The sequence below is a fragment of the Enterobacter cloacae complex sp. ECC445 genome, from assembly GCF_021892025.1.
In the GTDB taxonomy this organism is placed as follows: domain Bacteria; phylum Pseudomonadota; class Gammaproteobacteria; order Enterobacterales; family Enterobacteriaceae; genus Enterobacter; species Enterobacter chengduensis.
Genome location: NZ_JAKLRZ010000030.1, coordinates 37,863 through 55,081, shown reverse-complemented (window position 1 = coordinate 55,081; position 17,219 = coordinate 37,863). Strand labels below are relative to the sequence as shown.

At 59.3% G+C, this 17,219-nt stretch carries 15 protein-coding genes and 2 pseudogenes; 3 read left to right on the top strand and 14 right to left on the bottom strand.

The features are described 5' to 3' along the window. Positions 1 to 35 precede the first annotated feature (35 nt). Entirely contained in the window at positions 36 to 941 is a 906-nt protein-coding gene (locus L6R44_RS20780) for an EamA family transporter (protein WP_237425292.1), read from the top strand. 110 nt (positions 942 to 1,051) lie between these two features. On the opposite strand, the gene nepI is transcribed toward L6R44_RS20780, so the two are convergent. Together nepI and L6R44_RS20770 are read right to left on the bottom strand one after the other, a co-directional pair. After that, complete coding sequence (gene nepI / locus L6R44_RS20775; RefSeq protein WP_237425291.1) at positions 1,052 to 2,242, bottom strand: purine ribonucleoside efflux pump NepI; 1,191 nt, start codon at positions 2,240 to 2,242, stop codon at positions 1,052 to 1,054. A 102-nt stretch (positions 2,243 to 2,344) separates the two neighbouring features. Next, on the bottom strand, positions 2,345 to 2,797 hold the full coding sequence (locus tag L6R44_RS20770; RefSeq protein ID WP_237425290.1) for a DUF1198 domain-containing protein: 453 nt from the start codon (positions 2,795 to 2,797) through the stop codon (positions 2,345 to 2,347). A 99-nt stretch (positions 2,798 to 2,896) separates the two neighbouring features. Here L6R44_RS20770 and L6R44_RS20765 point away from each other — a divergent pair. Then, positions 2,897 to 3,598 (top strand): annotated as a pseudogene (locus tag L6R44_RS20765) (LysR family transcriptional regulator); the annotation flags it as partial. Between the two features lie 57 nt (positions 3,599 to 3,655). Here the strand turns inward: L6R44_RS20765 and L6R44_RS20760 are convergent. The 12 genes and pseudogenes from L6R44_RS20760 to ivbL all read right to left on the bottom strand — a co-directional run bounded on the left by L6R44_RS20760 (position 3,656) and on the right by ivbL (position 16,586). Beyond that, a complete protein-coding gene (locus L6R44_RS20760) occupies positions 3,656 to 5,449 on the bottom strand; it encodes a phospholipase effector Tle1 domain-containing protein (RefSeq protein ID WP_237425289.1) in 1,794 nt (597 codons plus the stop codon). A 2-nt stretch (positions 5,450 to 5,451) separates the two neighbouring features. After that, positions 5,452 to 5,997, bottom strand: a complete 546-nt coding sequence (locus L6R44_RS20755; protein WP_237425288.1) for a DUF3304 domain-containing protein — start codon at positions 5,995 to 5,997, stop codon at positions 5,452 to 5,454. A gap of 14 nt (positions 5,998 to 6,011) precedes the next feature. Next, positions 6,012 to 6,830 carry a DUF4123 domain-containing protein gene (locus L6R44_RS20750; protein ID WP_237425287.1) on the bottom strand — a complete coding sequence of 273 codons (819 nt, stop codon included), beginning with the start codon at positions 6,828 to 6,830 and terminating at the stop codon, positions 6,012 to 6,014. Positions 6,831 to 6,832: 2 nt separating this feature from the next. Then, positions 6,833 to 7,898, bottom strand: a pseudogene (locus L6R44_RS20745) (DUF2345 domain-containing protein); the annotation flags it as partial. A gap of 157 nt (positions 7,899 to 8,055) precedes the next feature. Continuing rightward, the gene (locus L6R44_RS20740) at positions 8,056 to 9,060 is read right to left on the bottom strand and encodes an alpha/beta fold hydrolase (RefSeq protein ID WP_237425286.1); all 1,005 of its coding nucleotides are present in this window, start codon (positions 9,058 to 9,060) and stop codon (positions 8,056 to 8,058) included. Between the two features lie 161 nt (positions 9,061 to 9,221). After that, positions 9,222 to 10,613, bottom strand: a complete 1,392-nt coding sequence (gene uhpT, locus L6R44_RS20735) for a hexose-6-phosphate:phosphate antiporter (protein ID WP_237425285.1) — start codon at positions 10,611 to 10,613, stop codon at positions 9,222 to 9,224. Positions 10,614 to 10,745: 132 nt separating this feature from the next. Then, the gene (locus L6R44_RS20730) at positions 10,746 to 12,065 is read right to left on the bottom strand and encodes an MFS transporter (protein ID WP_237425284.1); all 1,320 of its coding nucleotides are present in this window, start codon (positions 12,063 to 12,065) and stop codon (positions 10,746 to 10,748) included. Further along, positions 12,058 to 13,563: a signal transduction histidine-protein kinase/phosphatase UhpB gene (gene uhpB, locus L6R44_RS20725; RefSeq protein WP_237425283.1), complete on the bottom strand. Its 1,506-nt coding sequence runs from the start codon at positions 13,561 to 13,563 to the stop codon at positions 12,058 to 12,060. Before uhpB ends, L6R44_RS20730 begins: the two co-directional genes overlap by 8 nt. After that, positions 13,560 to 14,153 carry a transcriptional regulator UhpA gene (uhpA, locus tag L6R44_RS20720; protein ID WP_032644221.1) on the bottom strand — a complete coding sequence of 198 codons (594 nt, stop codon included), beginning with the start codon at positions 14,151 to 14,153 and terminating at the stop codon, positions 13,560 to 13,562. Before uhpA ends, uhpB begins: the two co-directional genes overlap by 4 nt. Positions 14,154 to 14,278: 125 nt before the next feature. Then, positions 14,279 to 14,566 carry an acetolactate synthase small subunit gene (ilvN, locus tag L6R44_RS20715; RefSeq protein WP_008500144.1) on the bottom strand — a complete coding sequence of 96 codons (288 nt, stop codon included), beginning with the start codon at positions 14,564 to 14,566 and terminating at the stop codon, positions 14,279 to 14,281. A 3-nt stretch (positions 14,567 to 14,569) separates the two neighbouring features. After that, positions 14,570 to 16,258, bottom strand: a complete 1,689-nt coding sequence (gene ilvB / locus L6R44_RS20710; RefSeq protein ID WP_237425282.1) for an acetolactate synthase large subunit — start codon at positions 16,256 to 16,258, stop codon at positions 14,570 to 14,572. A 229-nt stretch (positions 16,259 to 16,487) separates the two neighbouring features. Beyond that, complete coding sequence (gene ivbL, locus L6R44_RS20705; RefSeq protein ID WP_057979964.1) at positions 16,488 to 16,586, bottom strand: ilvB operon leader peptide IvbL; 99 nt, start codon at positions 16,584 to 16,586, stop codon at positions 16,488 to 16,490. Between the two features lie 521 nt (positions 16,587 to 17,107). Here ivbL and tisB point away from each other — a divergent pair. Continuing rightward, positions 17,108 to 17,197: a type I toxin-antitoxin system toxin TisB gene (tisB, locus tag L6R44_RS25065; protein ID WP_072049957.1), complete on the top strand. Its 90-nt coding sequence runs from the start codon at positions 17,108 to 17,110 to the stop codon at positions 17,195 to 17,197. The last annotated feature ends 22 nt before the right edge of the window (positions 17,198 to 17,219 follow it).

The window sequence follows — 17,219 nt, the reverse complement described above, 5'->3', positions numbered from 1 at the left end:
GTGGGCTCATTCACGACAACATCGCAGGGGAGAACATGGGTTCCACACGTAAAGGAATGCTAAACGTCCTGATCGCCGCCGTTTTATGGGGCAGTTCAGGGGTTTGCGCGCAGTACATCATGGAGAAAAGCCACATCTCTTCACCTTACCTGACCATGGTTCGCCTGCTGTTTACCGGCGTGATCCTGCTGACGCTGTCGTTCGTTCACGGCGACAAGATTTTCTCGGTCGTCAAGCATCGTAAAGATGCCCTCAGCCTGCTGTTCTTCTCGCTGGTTGGCGCGCTTACCGTGCAGCTCACCTTCCTGCTGACGATTGAAAAATCCAACGCTGCGACCGCTACCGTGCTGCAGTTCCTCTCACCGACCATTATAGTGGCCTGGTTTGCGCTGGCGCGGAAAAAGCGTCCCGGCGCGTTTGTCCTGTCAGCGATTTTTACGTCGTTGATCGGTACCTTTCTGCTGGTGACTCACGGCGACCCAACCTCGCTCTCCATCTCCCCTGCCGCGCTGTTCTTCGGCATCGCCTCGGCCTTTGCCGCCGCGTTTTATACAACGTACCCGTCAACGCTGATCGCCCGCTACGGCACGCTGCCGATTGTCGGCTGGAGTATGTTGATTGCCGGGCTAATGCTGACGCCGTTCTACGCCGGACGCGGCACCACCTTTGCGATCGACGGCGGCCTGCTGCTGGCGTTTTTCTACCTGGTGGTGATCGGTACGGCGCTGACGTTCAGCCTGTATCTGAAAGGCGCACAGATGATTGGCGGGCCGAAGGCGAGCATTTTGAGCTGCGCCGAACCCTTGAGCAGCGCGCTGCTGTCGGTGGTTTTGCTGGGCGTGGCGTTCACCCTGCCGGACTGGCTGGGGACGCTGCTGATTGTGTCGTCGGTGGTGTTGATTTCGATGGATTCGCGCAGAAGGGTTAAGGCATCGGCGTAGCGAATGTCCCCTCACCCCGGCCCTCTCCCCAAAGGGGCGAGGGGGAAAAGACAGCACCCAGCAGTCCCCTCTCCCCTATGGGGAGAGGGTTAGGGTGAGGGGAAAATTGACTATTTCGCCTTAACCTTCCCCGCCACCAGCAGCGCGGTCAGCAGCATCAGCGTGCCGGAAATCACCAGCGGTGACGTCAGCCCAAGGTGGTCGAGCGCCACGCCGCCCACCGCCGCGCCGCAGGTGTTCGCCAGCTGGATCACCGCCACCTGAATCGACCCGGCTTTTTCCGCCTGATCGGCAAGCGAGCGGGTGATCCACGTTGACCAGCCCACCGGCACCAGCGCAAAGGCAAAGCCCCAGACAATCGCAATGGCTGACGCAACCCACTTGTCGCTGCCCCACAGCACCAGTACCGTAGCGCTCGCCGCCAGCACCAGCGGTGCCCCCGCCAGCGCCACCTTCAGAGAGCGTTTCAGAAACTGTGACGAAAGTGAGGTGCCGACAAAGCTGGCGATACCGAAACTCAGCAGCACCAGCGTCAGGCCATCCACGTCAAAGCCCGCCATGGTCATATACACCGGGCGAATGTAGGTAAAGAAGGCAAACTGTCCGGCGAAGGACATGAAAATAGCGGTCATCCCTGCCAGCACGCCGGGGCGCTTCAGCAATGCGAACATGTTCTGTTTATGGTGCGCCGCTTCGCCCGGCAGCGACGGCAGCGCTTTCCACACCCAAATGATGCAGAGCAGGCCCATCACCGCCGCCGCGTTGAAGACGTTACGCCAGCCGATAATCCCCCCGAGGAAGCTGCCCAGCGGCGCGGCAATCACCAGCGCGATAGAGACCGCACCGAAGATAACTGACAGCGCTTTCGGCACCGTACGGGCGGGTACCAGACGCATGGTCAGCGAGGCGGACATCGCCCAGAAGCCGCCTAACCCTAGCCCCAGACAGGCGCGCCCGAGCAGCAGCAGGGTAAAGCTTTCCGCGAAGGAGACCAGCAGGCAGGAGAGCGTCAGCAGCGCGCTGAACAGAATGACCACTTTGCGGCGGTCGATAGTGCCAATCACCTGGGTGATAAACAGGCTGGCGAACATTGCCACAAAAGCGGTGACTGTCACAGACTGCCCCGCCACGCCTTCGGAAATACCGAGATCCTGCGCCATCGGCGTCAGCAGGCTGACCGGCAGAAACTCAACGGTAATCAGGCAAGCGACGCAGAACGCCACGGCGAAAACGGCCGACCAGTTGGGGCGTGAAACCTCGTTGGTCTGCGGTCTGGTCGTGGGCTGGATATGTTCTGTCATGGCGTCACCTGAAGATAAAAACGTGCGGAAAAGTCGCGCAGTTTATCATCAAAAGTGTGACGAATTTAACGATTTGACAACTTTTGTCGTTTTTACAGGGGATCAGTGCAGGTAAAACACGCCCTCTTCCGGCAGGAAAAGCTGGTTGTAGCGCAGCTGGAAGGCGTTAAGCTCCTGTGGGTCAGGCTCCATCTCGCGCATAAAGCCGAGTGCGAGGCGGATTTGCGCATCGGTGATCGGTGCAGCAAGGCGCGCTTTACGCAGCATGCGGTGCCAGGTATGCAGATTCTCTTCGCTGGCGTCGACGATGCAGACCTGCCAGATCAGCAGCACCTGGGCAGCGTTCTGCAGATGCGCCTCGTCGGGGCGTTCAAGGTAGCGGATAAACTCATTACCCGGCGTTTTACCGAACTGGTCAATCATCGACTCGACCGGCATCGGGGTGATCCCCAACCGCTCGCTTAAGCGTTTGATGGCGCGGCGGGAATCTGAGGTCAGGACGCGAAATCCAACCACAAACACCACGGCAAGCGTTGCCAGCATTATCCAGACCATGTGTTCTCCTTAGACTAGCCGCTCATCATAGCGGGAAACGCAGCGCGTCAACAGCGAGCAGCGCCATAATAGTAAACGGAAAAGAGGTGGAAAAACGTCATGAAAGCGGATCTGCGCACGCTGGATCTTAACCTGCTGAAAACGCTGGATGCCCTGCTGGACGAACGCAGCGTCACCCGCGCGGCGGCGCGCCTTGCGCTCACCCAGCCCGCGGTAAGCGGCATGCTCAGCCGCCTGCGGGATTACTTTGAAGACCCGCTGTTTATCCGCGCGCCGCACGGCATCGTGCCTACCACCCGGGCAGAAGAACTGGCGACACCGATAAAACGCATTCTGGCGGATATCAACGTACTGTTGCAGCCCGTCGCTTTTGATCCGCTTACGGCGAACCTGACCTTCACGATTGCCACCACCGACTACGCATTACGCGCGGTGATCGTGCCGTTTATCGCCGCGCTAAAGGTGCAGGCTCCCGGCATTCGCGTGCGCGTAGTGCCGGTCGAGCCCGATCGTCTGGTAAACCAGCTCGAACAGGGCAACATTGACCTCGCCCTGCTGACGCAGCACACCACGCCGCAGGCGCTTCACAGCCGCGCGCTTTATGATGAACGGTACGTTTGCATGATGCGCGCCAATCACCCGGAGGCCGCAAAACCGCTGACCCTCGACCGTTTCTGCGCGCTTGAGCATGTGCTGGTTTCCTACGAGGGAGAGGGTTTTCACGGCGTGACCGACGAGGCGCTGGCAAAAATTGGCCGCACGCGTCACGTAGGCCTGTCGGTGAGCAGCTTTTTGGTGCTGCTGGGGGCGAGTGGGCGGAAAGGGTAAATTACCCCCTGCCGCCACATAACGTTTCGACTACTTTGGCTCCATCCAGCGCACCGAAAAATAGCCGTCATTAATACCTTCCGTGCGCTGTACATCATGCACAAACCACGCATACAGCACGGATGCATCCACGCACCATCTTACGGGAGGTGCAGTGCCATCATGCCCCGCTGCGCCACACGCCAGGAAAGTCTCAGCGCGCAAGCGCGCCGGTTCAAGAATATTTTCCAGATATAACTGCGGGGGATAATGGAACTGTTGGGTGAGCAAAAGGTTCGCCGCATTCGCCACATCCGACAGCCAGCCCCAGTGCTTTTTCAACGCCACGATATTATCCGTTACCCTTCCCACTTCCTGATGTGCCTGCGAAGACAAGCCCAGCAGCCCTGCTACAGAAGATGTTGACGTCACAATCCCGCTACGGATCCCCTCCAGGCGGCGCAGTTCACTCTTGTATTCGTAAAACTGACGCCCCAGCCACTCAAAATACCCGTCGAGATGGCGATTCAGCGCCCGGTAGCTCAGGGCATTCGCATTTACCGCCTGCTGATACGTCTTCACCCATTGGTCAACAGTCTGGCTTTCGACGCTGTCCTGTATGTTCATATAAGACCAGACGATACGGTCAGTATTATATAGAGCATTTAAATCAGGGAAGGGAACACCGGCCTTCATGGCCTCCTGATACATTTTGCGTAGCGGAACCCGGCTGAGTTCTGCACTCGGTTTCTGCTGATCTGACTTTAATCCACCCCCAATATCATCGCTGCATCCCGGCATCAGCATCTCCTGATGCTCATATCCTTCTCGCCCCGTACGGTATACGCAGCGCCAGCGACGGCGCTCATGTGCCGCCACCAGATGTAGCGAATGTCTGACGGCCTTAGGAAGCGGCGACTGATGGCCAAGGTATTTACGCCCGAAAAGACTGACAATTTTCCCAGCCATTTCCGAATATTTTCCCGGGGTCCACTCCATCACGCTGCTGGCATAGTCCAGGCCGTTGTCGCTGCTCATCGGCGTGTCCCGAGAGCAGTCGAATAGCCCGGCAAACACAATATCAACCGGGATTCCCTTAAAAATTGTTTTTCCATCAATGCGTTGTTCACATAAATCTTCCAGCAACAGATCAATAAACTGCCGGGCCAGCGTTCCGCCCATATCGAAGCCAAACACCGACAACGAAATCAGACGAACGGGTACTTCCCCTTGCTTCTGTGCATCCTCAACGGCGCGCTCAAAACGTATCTTGACACTGTTCAACCGGGTATCAGCGCCGCTCACAGTGCTATAGGCAAAAAATTCGCTATCCCGCAGCCAAGGGGTGGCCTCAATATCTGCCTTTATAGCCCCCTTCAGGGTGGTTTCGACCATAAGCTTGCGCAGACCTTTAGGCGTCAGCAGCTTTTGCCTAAGCTCATTGAGAGCATCAGGCGTACTGGCACCGCCCGCTTTTGATTTAAAAATATCTTTAAGCACATCGGTGGGCTGGTCTTTCAGGGCGTCCTGCACCGAATTAATCGTTCCGTCCATAAACTGCTGGAGAGCTTCGCCCTCCCTTTCCAGGAACGGGGTTCCCAGCCCTGGAATATAAAATTTCGAGTATGTTGTACCTGGTAGGCTGTCTTCTGGGGTAGGAAATGCCCTAAATAGGCGTGAAATATTACTCAGCCTATTTTCTGGTGCATCCTGTTCAATATTGCGCCCCACGCCGTCAAAAAAGAACCCGATATGAAGTGTACGTGAGCAATTCCCCAACCCGTATTCACTGGCTTGGGATGCCCTGTTCGCCGCCGCAATGCAGGCATTCAGATCAAATGCCATTTTCATTTTCCTTCAAGAAGCGGTGAGGGGGTATAGTTCGGGCTACGCGGATCGTACGGAGAGAACGCGTTATCGCTCCACCCCAGCAGCACCTTGTCTCCCGGTAAGAAATAGACATGCAGGTCATTCTCACCCCGCTTACGCTCAGGTAACTGTATTACCACCCGCCGTTGCTCAGGACGCATCCCTCTTTCATACTGTGGCCCAGTGACGCTGAGCGTCCAGATCACCTCCGCTGTCCTTCCCTTAATCACGCCGCAGCAGGTTGCTGCCACCCCACCGTATGTTCCGCGTTTATTGGGGTTATGTGCCGATGAGTTTGGACCAGCCACTCCGTTCACACTGAATCCCAGAATCGGTCGGTTAATTCGGGTATGAATTATCAGCGCAACACCTCCCATCGGAGGCGCCCAGAACATCACCCAGACCATCCAGCCCAGGACAAACACCACCGGCAGCGCAACAGCGCTCCACAGCCAAACTTTTTTCCTGGCGTAAAAGCGCGTCACTGCCCCATCCACCTCTTTAAGCCGTTTAAAAAAGCCCATCCGTTAAAACTCCCTTAAGATGAGATGCCAGAAATCACCTGGCTTAAGCTGATTTGACCATTCAGGATCCGGGGTAACGCGGCGCTAAAGCGTTCGGATTCCAGCATATTTTTTGCGCCATTGAGATAGCAAATCGCATAAAGCATTCGGTCTACAGGCTTCTCCAGCCCCACCTTATCCGCTTTATTCAGCGCCTTTATCACCAGCAATCTCTGGGCGCAGGGTGATATGCCCTTGCTGGCCGGCATCGTCTGCCATTCTTTCAGAACAGAGGTTATTTCGGGCTTGTCGGAAATCCGCTGCCAGGTGGCGTTATCCAGTCGGATGACATGATCAGCAGAGTTTTCATTACAGGAGGCTGAAATACTGAGCAGCTGCCACTGCGCTTCTGCCGGTATCCACCATTGCGAAATGCCCCTAAACAGGGAAACGTGCCAATCATGCGCTGCACAGTTAGCAAGAACCTGAATGACGTGGCTGGCATAAAAGCGAACCAGCACCGCCGTACCTTCCGGGGGCACGATGGTGCATCCGCGCGATAACTGCACGGCCAGCGATGGGGGATAACGGGTTGAGATAATGACGGCAACGCAGCCCGGTATTGTTTCCAGATACGCCTTAAGCTGCTCTTTATCATCTACCTCCAGCAGCCAGGGGCCGTAGTTCTGAAGTTCCGTCAGCTGCGGGTGGATATAAAGTGAATGCAGTCTGCTTTCGTGGCTGGCCTTAAACGCGAGAAACGCCTCTTCCGGCTGCGCGCCTGCTTCAAACAGGAGGCAAATATTCTCATCCGATTTGACGGGCAAAGCGGCTAGTAACGCTGTCTTATCCATCGTTATGCTCCCTGCACAATGACGTCGTTGTCCTGAATCGCTTTTAGCAGACACGGGATACAGATTTTGTCCATCATCGCCGGGTTAATCTCCGGGAATTCCACGGGCTGCGATGCAGGCCCCGTCAGATGCGTCCGCCTAATCTTGCGCGTGTACGTCATGTCCGTCACGTACTCTATTTTCCCGCCCCCGATGAGGATCACCTTCTTCTTTCCCGCAAACAGCATGTCGACCGCCGATATCAGGCTCACCCTCTGCTCCGCGATGAGGTGCATTTCCCCGTTCTGCGCCTGTATCTGCACCGGCCCTTCGCTGGCGTTCAGCGTCAGGGCAGCGCTTCTCGCAAACAGCCCCAGGCTTTCCCCCGCAAGCACTGCCGTGTGGCTCAGCGACCCGCTGCTGATATCCCCGCCCGCGTTCACGGCGACGTTTTGCGCGGCCGTCAGCTGAATATGCTCCCCGCAGGTGAACGCCACGCCCTGCGGCCCGTGGAAGTGCAGCATCCCGTTCAGCGGCGCCAGCCGCCGGGCGAACATCGCCTGCTGGCCGTCAGCGGTGATGAACAGCCCCTTCGCCACCCGAATGACCCCGTATTCGTCGGTCCGGAGCTCAAACCCCGTCCCGCGCGGCTGGTCCTGCGCGTCCACGAGATACCCCTGGCCGAGCTGCGTGCTGCCGTAAGGCGTGGTCAGGGCGATGTGCTCCTGCCCGCGCCGGTTCTCCATCCGCAGCTCGTTGTCTGCCGCCGTGCACAGGATGTTCTGGCTGCGGTTATCCCGGGTGACGATGTCCCGGTGCGCCGAGTCGTGGAACGCGTGGGCGATGTACGGGCGGTCAATGTCGCCCCGTCGTACGCAATCCCCACCTCCGTCCCGTCGGCAAGCGGCGTGTGCCAGCCGTACGTGTCGCCGGAATACGGCTTCGCCTGGCGTATCCACAGGTAGCTGTAGCCCGGCTGAAGTCCAGCTTCACACTGTAGCGCCCCTCGCGGTCCTGGTGCACGTAGATATCGCCCTTCTCCCGGCTCTCAATACGCGCCGGCAGCGTGCCGTGCACCTGCGGGCGCGGCTGTCGTTTATCTCAAGCGAGTAACGGGTCTGCCCGTCAAAGAGCGCCTGCAAGTTATCCATAACATAACCCTACAAAAAATAGTACAAAGGGCTTATAGTGACATGCGCAGGATAAAAGTTAAACAACTGAAAAATAGAAAAATTCTGAAAAGTACTCAGCGCGCCTGAAGCCCTTTCAGCAGCGCCTCGTGGAAGCGGGCAGGATCCTGCATCTGCGGCGCGTGGCCCATGTCGTTAAATTCAACCAGCGTCGCGTGCGGGATGCGCTTCGCCGTCTCTTTGCCCAGCACCGCGTAATTGCCGAGCGTCTTGCGGATCTCCGGTGGGGCGAGATCTTTCCCGATGGCGGTGTTGTCCTTCGTGCCGATCATCAATAATACCGGCATCTTCAGTTCACTAAATTCGTAGATCACCGGCTGGGTGTAGATCATGTCGTAAAGCAGCGCCGAGTTCCACGCCACGCGCGCTTTGCCCGGCCCGTTGTTTAACCCGGCAAGCATGGTGACCCAGCGCTCGTACTCCGGCTTCCACTCCCCGGCGTAGTAGGTGTTTTTCTCGTACTGACGGATACCCTCGGCGCTGACCTTTAGCTCGCGCTGGTACCACTGGTCGACCGTAATATGCGGCACGCCGCGCGCTTTCCAGTCTTCAAGCCCTATTGGGTTCACCATCACCAGCTGCTCCACCTGCTGCGGCCACATCAGCGCGTAGCGGGTCGCCAGCATGCCGCCGGTCGAATGGCCGATAACCGTGACGCGATCGACGCCCAGCGTTTTCAGCAGCGCGTGGGTGTTATCCGCCAGCTGCTGGAAGGTGTACTGATAATGCTCCGGCTTGGTGGATTTGCAGAAGCCGATCTGGTCGGGTGCGATCACGCGATACCCGCTGGCTGAAAGCGCGCGGATCGTGCCGTCCCAGGTGCCAGCACAGAAGTTTTTGCCGTGCATCAGCACCACGGTGCGGCCGTTGGGTTTTTCCGGCTTCACGTCCAGGTAAGCCATATCCAGAGGCTGGTTCTGCGAGGTAAAGGTAAAGTGTTTTACCGGCCAGCCGTAGTCAAAACCTTCCAGCTTCTCGCCGTAGGTAGGGGCATTCGCGGCCATTGCGGGGGATGCCAGCGCCATCAGCAGCGCCAGGCAGGATAATCGTCGGGTCAACATGCAAGCTCTCCGTTAGCAAAAGGGGCTAAGGCTGCACGAAAGGCGGCAGCAAAAAAACTGTAGAGCATGGAGAGGGGCAGGTATGTAAAGCGGGGTAAAGGTAGTCCGTGCAAAATAAAAAAAGCCCGACGGTCAGCCGGGCAAAGAAGTTACCTGCACACTCAGGCTGCTTTCAATTTCTGCACTCGCCTTTCGCGGCGAATCTTACGTTCTTCCAGCACCGCAACCATCGCCATCAGGACGATACAGCCGATCGCTGCCGCATCCAGCGCCGCGAAGGTGCCTGCCCAGCCGGTGAGGCCGAAAATCGGCGTTCCGTCGGCGATCATCCCCAGACCCAGCTTGGCGAAGCTGTCGCCGATCAGGTAGGCGAAGGTGCCCTTAATCCCATCGGCGGCGCCGATCGCTTTTTTCGGGACAAAGCCAACCGCCGCCACGCCGATCAGCAGCTGCGGACCAAACACCAGGAAGCCGAGCGCGAACAGGGACGCCAGGTAAACGTACTGGTTGCTGGCGTGCTGGTAGACGCCGAGGGTGGCGATAATCAGCGCCAGCGCGACGCAGGCCACCAGCGCGCGACGGCCGTTGGCGAGATCGGAGAGCCAGCCCCACAGCAGCGTACCGACCAGCGCGCCCACTTCGAACAGGGTGAAGCCCTGAATCGCCACCTCTTTAGAGAGCTTCAGCTCCTGGAAGGCGTACACGGTGGACCACTGGTCGATGCCGATACGCACGACGTAGAGGAAGATGTTCGAGAAGCACAGCAGCCAGATCACTTTGTTTTTCAGCACGTACTCAACAAAGATCTGCCATTTGGTCATTTCGTTTTCTTCGGTCTCTTTATCCTCTTCGCTGATCTCCTCGCCGAACAGCTCTTCGGCTTTGCCGAGGCCGTAAGATTCCGGGGAGTCGCTGCCGTAGCGCAGGCCGATAAAGCCAACAATCAGGGCGATAATCGACGGGAAGATGAACATGCCGATCACGTGACCGTCGAACAGGACGTTTGCACCGAACAGCGCCACGCCTGCCGCACCCGCCCCGCCGAGGTTATGCGAGATGTTCCACATGCCGAGGTACGAACCGCGCTTGCGGCGCGGGGTCCATTTGGTGATGGTCGAGTAGCTGCACGAACCGCCGGTACTCTGGAAGAAACCGCTCAGGGCGTAGAAGGCGATCATCAGGAACAGGCTGACGGAGCCCGCGCCCATGCTGGCGCTGAAGCCGAGCATACAGATGGCGGAGAGGATCAGCATAAACGGCAGGAACTGCTTGGTGTTTTTACCGTCCGCATAGTAGGAAACAACGGTTTTCCCCACGCCGTAGGTGATGGAGAAGCCCAGGCCAATCATCCCCAGCTGCGTCATGCTCAGCCCGTAGGTTGAGATCATGTCGTTCTGCGCAATGTTAAAGTTTTTGCGGATCAGGTACATGGTCAGATAGCCGATGAAGACCACCAGATAGGACTGCATGAACGGTTTGAACCACATCTTGCGCCGCACGTCGAGCGGCAGATCCAGGGTCGGCTTGCGCACCTGGTTTAAGAAGGCCAGCATGGTTGGTTTACTCCTGAGCTGATTTTTGCAGCATTGTAAAAATCAGCCGGGAGAGATGCCTGAGACAGCGTCCAGGTAAAACCGGGAAAATTTCTTAGTTTTAGGCCACTCGGGGCGAAAAGGTGAGACGCATCACATCACGCTGGCCTCGCGCGGGGCCTGCGCATGCAGAAATGGCAGCAGCAGCAGGGCGGAGATCCCCGCCGCGATGGCGATGACCGCGAAGAAACCACTCCAGTGCCAGGCGTCGATCACCCGCGCCAGCGGCCAGCCGGAGAGCGATGCGCCAAGGTAGGCAAACAGCCCGACAAAGCCCGTCGCCGCGCCCGCCGCCTCTTTGTGCGAGCACTCCGCCGCCGCCATGCCGATCAGCATCTGCGGGCCAAACACGAAGAAGCCGGTGGTGAAGAAGCATGCCGCCTGCATCACGTAGCTGGCGAACGGCATCAGCCACAGCGAGCCGACGGAGAGCAATATTCCGGCGGCGAAGATCAGGTTCATCGGGCCGCGGTTGCCGTTAAACAGCTTGTCCGAGCCCCAGCCCGCCACCAGCGCGCCGATAAATCCGCCCAGCTCGAACATCGTCACCGCCGAGTTGGCCGTAACCAGATCCACGCCGAGCGTCTCGGACATGTACAGGTTGCCCCAGTCGTTGATGGCCGCCCGGACCACGTAGACCAGCACGTAGCAGAGCGACAGCAGCCAGATGTAGGGATTTTTCAGCACGTACTTGGTCAGGATCTCTTTGCGGGTCAGCCCCGCCCCTTCCTGCTGCTGGGCGATCTCCATCTCGTCGTGCCGCCAGTCGCCCACCGCCGGCAGGCCAACGGTTTGCGGCCTGTCGCGCAGGCGCCAGCAGAGGAACAGCCCGGCGACAATTGCGAGGCCACCGGCAATCATCATCCCGGCACGCCAGCCGTAGTGGAGCGCTGCGGCGCCCACCACGATAGGGATCAGCGCCCCGCCGACGTTATGCGCGGTGTTCCAGATTGCCCACCAGCCGCCGCGCTCGTTGCGCGAGTACCAGGCGGTGAGCAGGCGGGCGCAGACCGGCGCGCCCCAGCCCTGGAAAAAGGCGTTCAGCGCCCACAGCAGGGCAAAGGCCCACAGGGAAGTTGAAAAGCCAAATAAAATGTTCACCACGCCGGTCGCCATCAGCCCAGCGCCCATAAAATAGCGCGCGTTGGAGCGGTCGCTGACGATGCCGGAGAAGAACTTCGACAGGCCGTAGGTGATGTAAAACAGCGTCGCCAGCAGGCCGATATCGGTACGCGTCATCACGCCGCTGGCGAGGATTTCCGGGGCGGCGGCGTTGAAGCTTTTGCGGGTGAAGTAAAACAGCGCGTAGCCGAGCCAGATGGTCATCAGGATATGGCGACGCCAGTAGCGGTAGCGAGCGTCGATCTCCGCTTTATCGCCAATCGGCGCGGCGTTCGCGGGGGTTTTAAACATGGTGGCTCCTTAGCGGCAGGCTGACGCTGACGCGCGTCCCGTGGGTGCAGGAGAGGTTCAGCGTGCCACCCAGCGCCTTGACGCGCTCGCGCATCCCCGCCAGGCCAAAGCCCTGCTGGCCGGATCCCGGCGGCAGGCCGCAGCCGTCGTCTTCAATCACCAGCATCAGGCGCTCGTCCTGCTGCCAGCCCTGGATCGTCACCGCGCTGGCGCTGGCGTGCTTAACGATATTGTTCAACCCCTCCTGACAGACGCGAAACAGGGTCACGCGCTGGCCTTCGCTCAGCGCCCGTTCATCAATACGCCAGTCGAGATGGCTGACGATGCCGCGGCTTTCCAGCTCCATCTCGCGCATCAGGGAACGCACCGCCTGCTCCAGCGACAGATCGTCCAGCTGGCGCGGGCGCAGCCGTCCCAGCAACCGGCGAACGGAATCATAGACACCCAGCGAAAGCTGTTCGATATGCGCCCCGCCCTGCTTCACGCCCGCGTTTTCCGCCGCCAGGCGCTGGACAATGCCCGCCTGGGTGCGGATGGCGGTGATGGTCTGGCCGATATCGTCGTGCAGCTCGCGCGCCACCTCCTGCCGCACGCTCTCTTCGGTCTCCAGCAGACGCTCCGCCAGACGGCGGTTGCGCGCCAGCTCGGTTTGCAGAGACTGGTTCAGCTCGCGCAGGCGCTGGATCCCCGCCCCCAGCAGCAGCCCGGTCAGGCTTTGGGCCAGCAGGGAAAGCAGCAGATCGACGGGGTGATCGTGCCAGGTCTGGCTGGCAATGAGCGCGATGGCGTTCATCAGCGTGGCGATCAGCGCCCCCTGCCAGCCGTAGTGCCAGGCCAGGGCGATAATCGGCAGCGCCAGGCAAAACGGCGTGAAGCGTGAAAGCTCTGCGGGCAGGCCGAGCTGTAGCCACAGGCTCACCACAAACAGCAGCAGATACCAGATGAGATGCCGGGCGCGCCAGTTGACGGGCTGGGAGACCAGCGCAGGACCGAGCGGCTGCCAGACGGTGCTAGTGAGATAGTGCCAGATGACAAGGCAGGTCGGGGCCAGCGTCAGGCCGCCGGTGAGGGTCAGCAGCAGGGCGTTAAGCATCTCCTTCTCGCCAATCCACGGCAGGGACTGCAGCAGCGCGGCGGCGATCAGCGCCGCCCCCTGGCGCAGCAGGGTGCGCCAGTCGCGCTGGTGGCGGTAGCGCGAAATGAGGGCAACCGGGAGAAGCGTGAGCAGGCTTCCGATCATCAATAAGGGCAGATGTGCGAGAGCCACTTCCTGCGCCAGCCAGACCAGCATCAGCCACTCGGCCCCCAGCAAAACGGGCCAGTAGCCGCGCGGGCACTGGAGCATTAACCCCAGACGCAGGCCAAAGGGGAACAGCAGCACCGCCAGCTCCGGGCGCTCCACCAGATGCAGGCTAATGCTCCACAGGCAGAACCAGGCGGCGGAGAAGATAAAAAAGCTGGCAACAACGGCGATCAGCCGTGAAAACGCGGAGCTCATTGCCAGCCGTCGAACATGCGGCGCGCCAGCTCGACGTCGTTACTGACGTTGAGTTTTTCCATCAGGTTGGCGCGGTGGACGTGAACGGTTTTTGGCGACAGGTCCAGCTCTACGGCAATCTCTTTCACCGACATCCCCTGGGCGAGCTTCTCGGCGACCTGACGCTCGCGTCTGGTGAGCGGATCCTGACGCCCGGCCGCCAGCTTGATGGCGATATCCGGTGTTAAATAGCAGCCGCCGGTGGAGACGGTGCGCACGGCGGCGATCAGCTCGTCCGGGCTACAGCGTTTTGAGAGGAACCCGCGTGCGCCCGCGTTGAGCGCCTGCTCGACCAGCGCCGGGCTGTCGTGGACCGAGAGCATGATCGTGGCCATCCCTTTCGGCAGCTGGCTTAGCAGCTCCAGACCGGAGAGATCCGGCATTGAGATATCGCAGATGCAGACCTGCACCCCACGCCCCGGCAGGCCCGCCAGCGCCTCGCGACCGGAGCCAAACTCGGCCACGACCTGAAAATCGGGTTCGAGGTTGAGAAGCTGGGCAAAGCCGGAGCGGACGATAAGGTGGTCGTCGATAAGCGCGATGGTGGTCATGGTGTGATCCTGATGCGTGAACGCGCCGGATGGCGGCGTAAACGCCTTATCCGGCCTACAAACACCTTGCCCGTAGGCCGGATAAGCGCAGCGCCATCCGGCAAAAGCTGCTTACCTTAAGCGATCTACTCGAAAAACACCGCAATTTTGTTAAACATGGTGGGATCGGACTGGTTGCGCGCCACGTTGGTAACGTCTTCCAGCTTGTCGATCTGCGCCATCATCTGCTCCAGACGCTGGTCGTCGTTCACCAGGAGCCAGATGCGGCTGTGCTCGCTGCCCTGAATCGGCAGGCAGAGGATGCCTTCCACGTTAAACGCCCGTCGGGCAAACAGCCCGCAGACGTGGGTCATGACGCCAGGGTGGTTGCGGACGGTGAGTTCCAGAATGACGTTATCATGTTGTTTCTGCATGGCTTATTCTCCCACCATCTCAGTATTTGCCGCACCCGGCGGCACCATCGGATACACTTTTTGTTCAGGGTCGATACGCACGTGGATCAGCGCCGGGCCCGGGCGCGAAATCGCCGCCTGCAGCGCCGCGTGGGCATCCTCTTCGGCGTTCAGATCGCAGGTATGCAGGCCAAAACCGGCGGCAATCTGCATAAAGTTAATCATCCCCGGATAGGTCGCGGCAAATACCCCCTGCTTGTAGAACAGGCTCTGCTGCTGGTGCACCAGCCCCAGCGCCTCGTTGTTCATCAGGATGATTTTCACGTCCAGCTGGTTTTCGGCCGCGGTCGCCATCTCCTGAATGTTCATCATCAGGCTGCCGTCGCCGGAGAAGCAGATCACCTTGCGGTCCGGATTCGCCAGCGCCGCGCCCACGGCCGCAGGCAGACCAAAGCCCATGGTGCCGAGGCCGCCGGAGGTCAGCCACTGGCGCGGACGGTTCAGCGGGTAGGCCTGGGCGGTCCACATCTGATGCTGGCCAACGTCGGTGGTAATGATCGCGCTGTCGTCCACGCAGGCGGCCACGGCGTTGATCAAGCCGTAGTGGCTCAGCGGGTCGCCTTCGGTTGGGATGGCGCCCGGGAACTCGCGCTGCAGATCGGCCACCAGCTGGCGCCAGTCGGCGCGGTCGGTCGCGTCCGTCTGCGGGATCAGCTGCGCCAGCACTTCAGCCACGTCGCCCTGAATCGCCACGTGCGGCTGCTTGATTTTACCCAGCTCGGCGCGGTCGATGTCCACGTGAATGATTTTGGCGTTCGGGCAGAACTGCTCGGTTTTGCCAATCGCCCGGTCATCAAAACGCGCGCCCATCACAATCAGCAAATCCGCTTCTTGCAGGATGTAGTTGGTGCTGCGCGCGCCGTGCATGCCCAGCATGCCGAGCGAGAGCGGGTGCGCTTTGGGCAGCATGCCGAGCGCCATCAGGGTCATGGTGGTGGGCAGGCTGGCTTTTTCAGCGAACTGGCGGATTTCATCTGCGGCGTTAATCGCCCCACCGCCCAGATAGAGCACCGGACGTTTGGCGGCGTTAATCATAGCGGCCGCGTCGCGCACGCTCTCCGCGCTGAATTCCGGCGCGGGTGCACGGTCTCCGGGCTCCGGCAGCACGTCAATCTCGATCTCTGCGGTCTGGATATCCTTAGGAATGTCTATCCACACCGGGCCCGGGCGGCCGGACTGCGCAATGCGGAACGCATCGCTGATAACCTGAGGCAGCTCGGCGATGTCGCGAACTAAATAGTTATGCTTGGTGATGGGGATAGAGATGCCGTAGGTATCCACTTCCTGGAACGCATCGGTGCCGATCATCGAGGACGGCACCTGGCCGGTAATGCAGATCAGCGGAATGGAGTCGAGGCGCGCGTCGGCGATGGCGGTCACCAGGTTGGTTGCGCCCGGGCCGCTGCAGGCCATACAGACCGCCGGTTTGCCCTGGGTACGCGCCATGCCCTGCGCGATAAAGCCCGCACCCTGCTCGTGGCGCGCCAGCACGTGGCGGATTTTTGTGCTTTGGCTTAACGCGTCGTACAGCGGCAGCACCGTGCCGCCCGGGATGCCCGCGACGATGGTGATGCCCTGTCGTTCCAGCAAATGAACGATCAGCTGCGCGCCGGTAAAACGCGTCTTGGTGGATGTTGTGCCCGAACTTGCCATGCTCCAGTCCTTTTCTTCTGGGCCAGCTTTACGCGTCGTATTTCAGGTTGCAGATGCGTTGGCTGCGTTCCCTCACCCCAGTCACGTACCTATGTACGCTCCTGGGGATTCGCTCACTTGCCGCCTTCCTGCAACCCGAACTACTTAGCGTATCCGGGAGGGGTCCTAAACGAAAAACCCCGCCCGGTTTGCGCCGGCGGGGTTTTGGATTCGTGTGTTGATCCAGTCCCTACGGCGCATTGCCGACGACCACCACCACACGCACGACGACCACTGCGGCTGGTTGCGCAGTTTTTAGTAGGGTCGAAGTGAAGATGGATGAAGTCATTGGGGACCTGTGTTTGGAATCATTGATTGAATTTATACAAACACAGGTTTTCGGGCGTGACAATGGAAATATTTTCATCTGCGCAAAAATGCGTCGGAGATCACGTTTCGTTTGTTGGGTGATGAAAACAAAAAACCCCGCCGGAGCGAGGTTTTTATCAGGGTTTTGCGGTTGGTCGCCGCAGAACACACTGTGTTACGTCAACGCAAAAAGTATACGCGATCGAGGACGAACGCGCAATTCCGGCACGGATTTTGACGTTTTTGAGTATGGATCGCCTTTCGATTTTTGTCCAAAAAATACTGTTCATGCATACAGTATTTATCTATACTGAGGGTGTTCGCAGTGAGCGAGGGGGCCGCAGTTTTACCGGCGCAACGAAGTCCTGGCTGAAACGGGTGGTGCCGTCAGTGCCTTAACCCCTGAAGTGAGCACACTGTGTTACGTCAATCCAGGTGCTGGCAACAGGCGGCGGAAAGGTACGCCAGCATCGTGCTCCTTTTTACCAAAAGGAGACGCGTATGAGCATCGTGGATATGGTGATACTTATCCTCAAACTCATTGTTGCTGTACTGCAACTGCTTGATGCTGTCCTGAAATTCCTTCGGTAATTCAGGTTCAAGTCGCACCTGA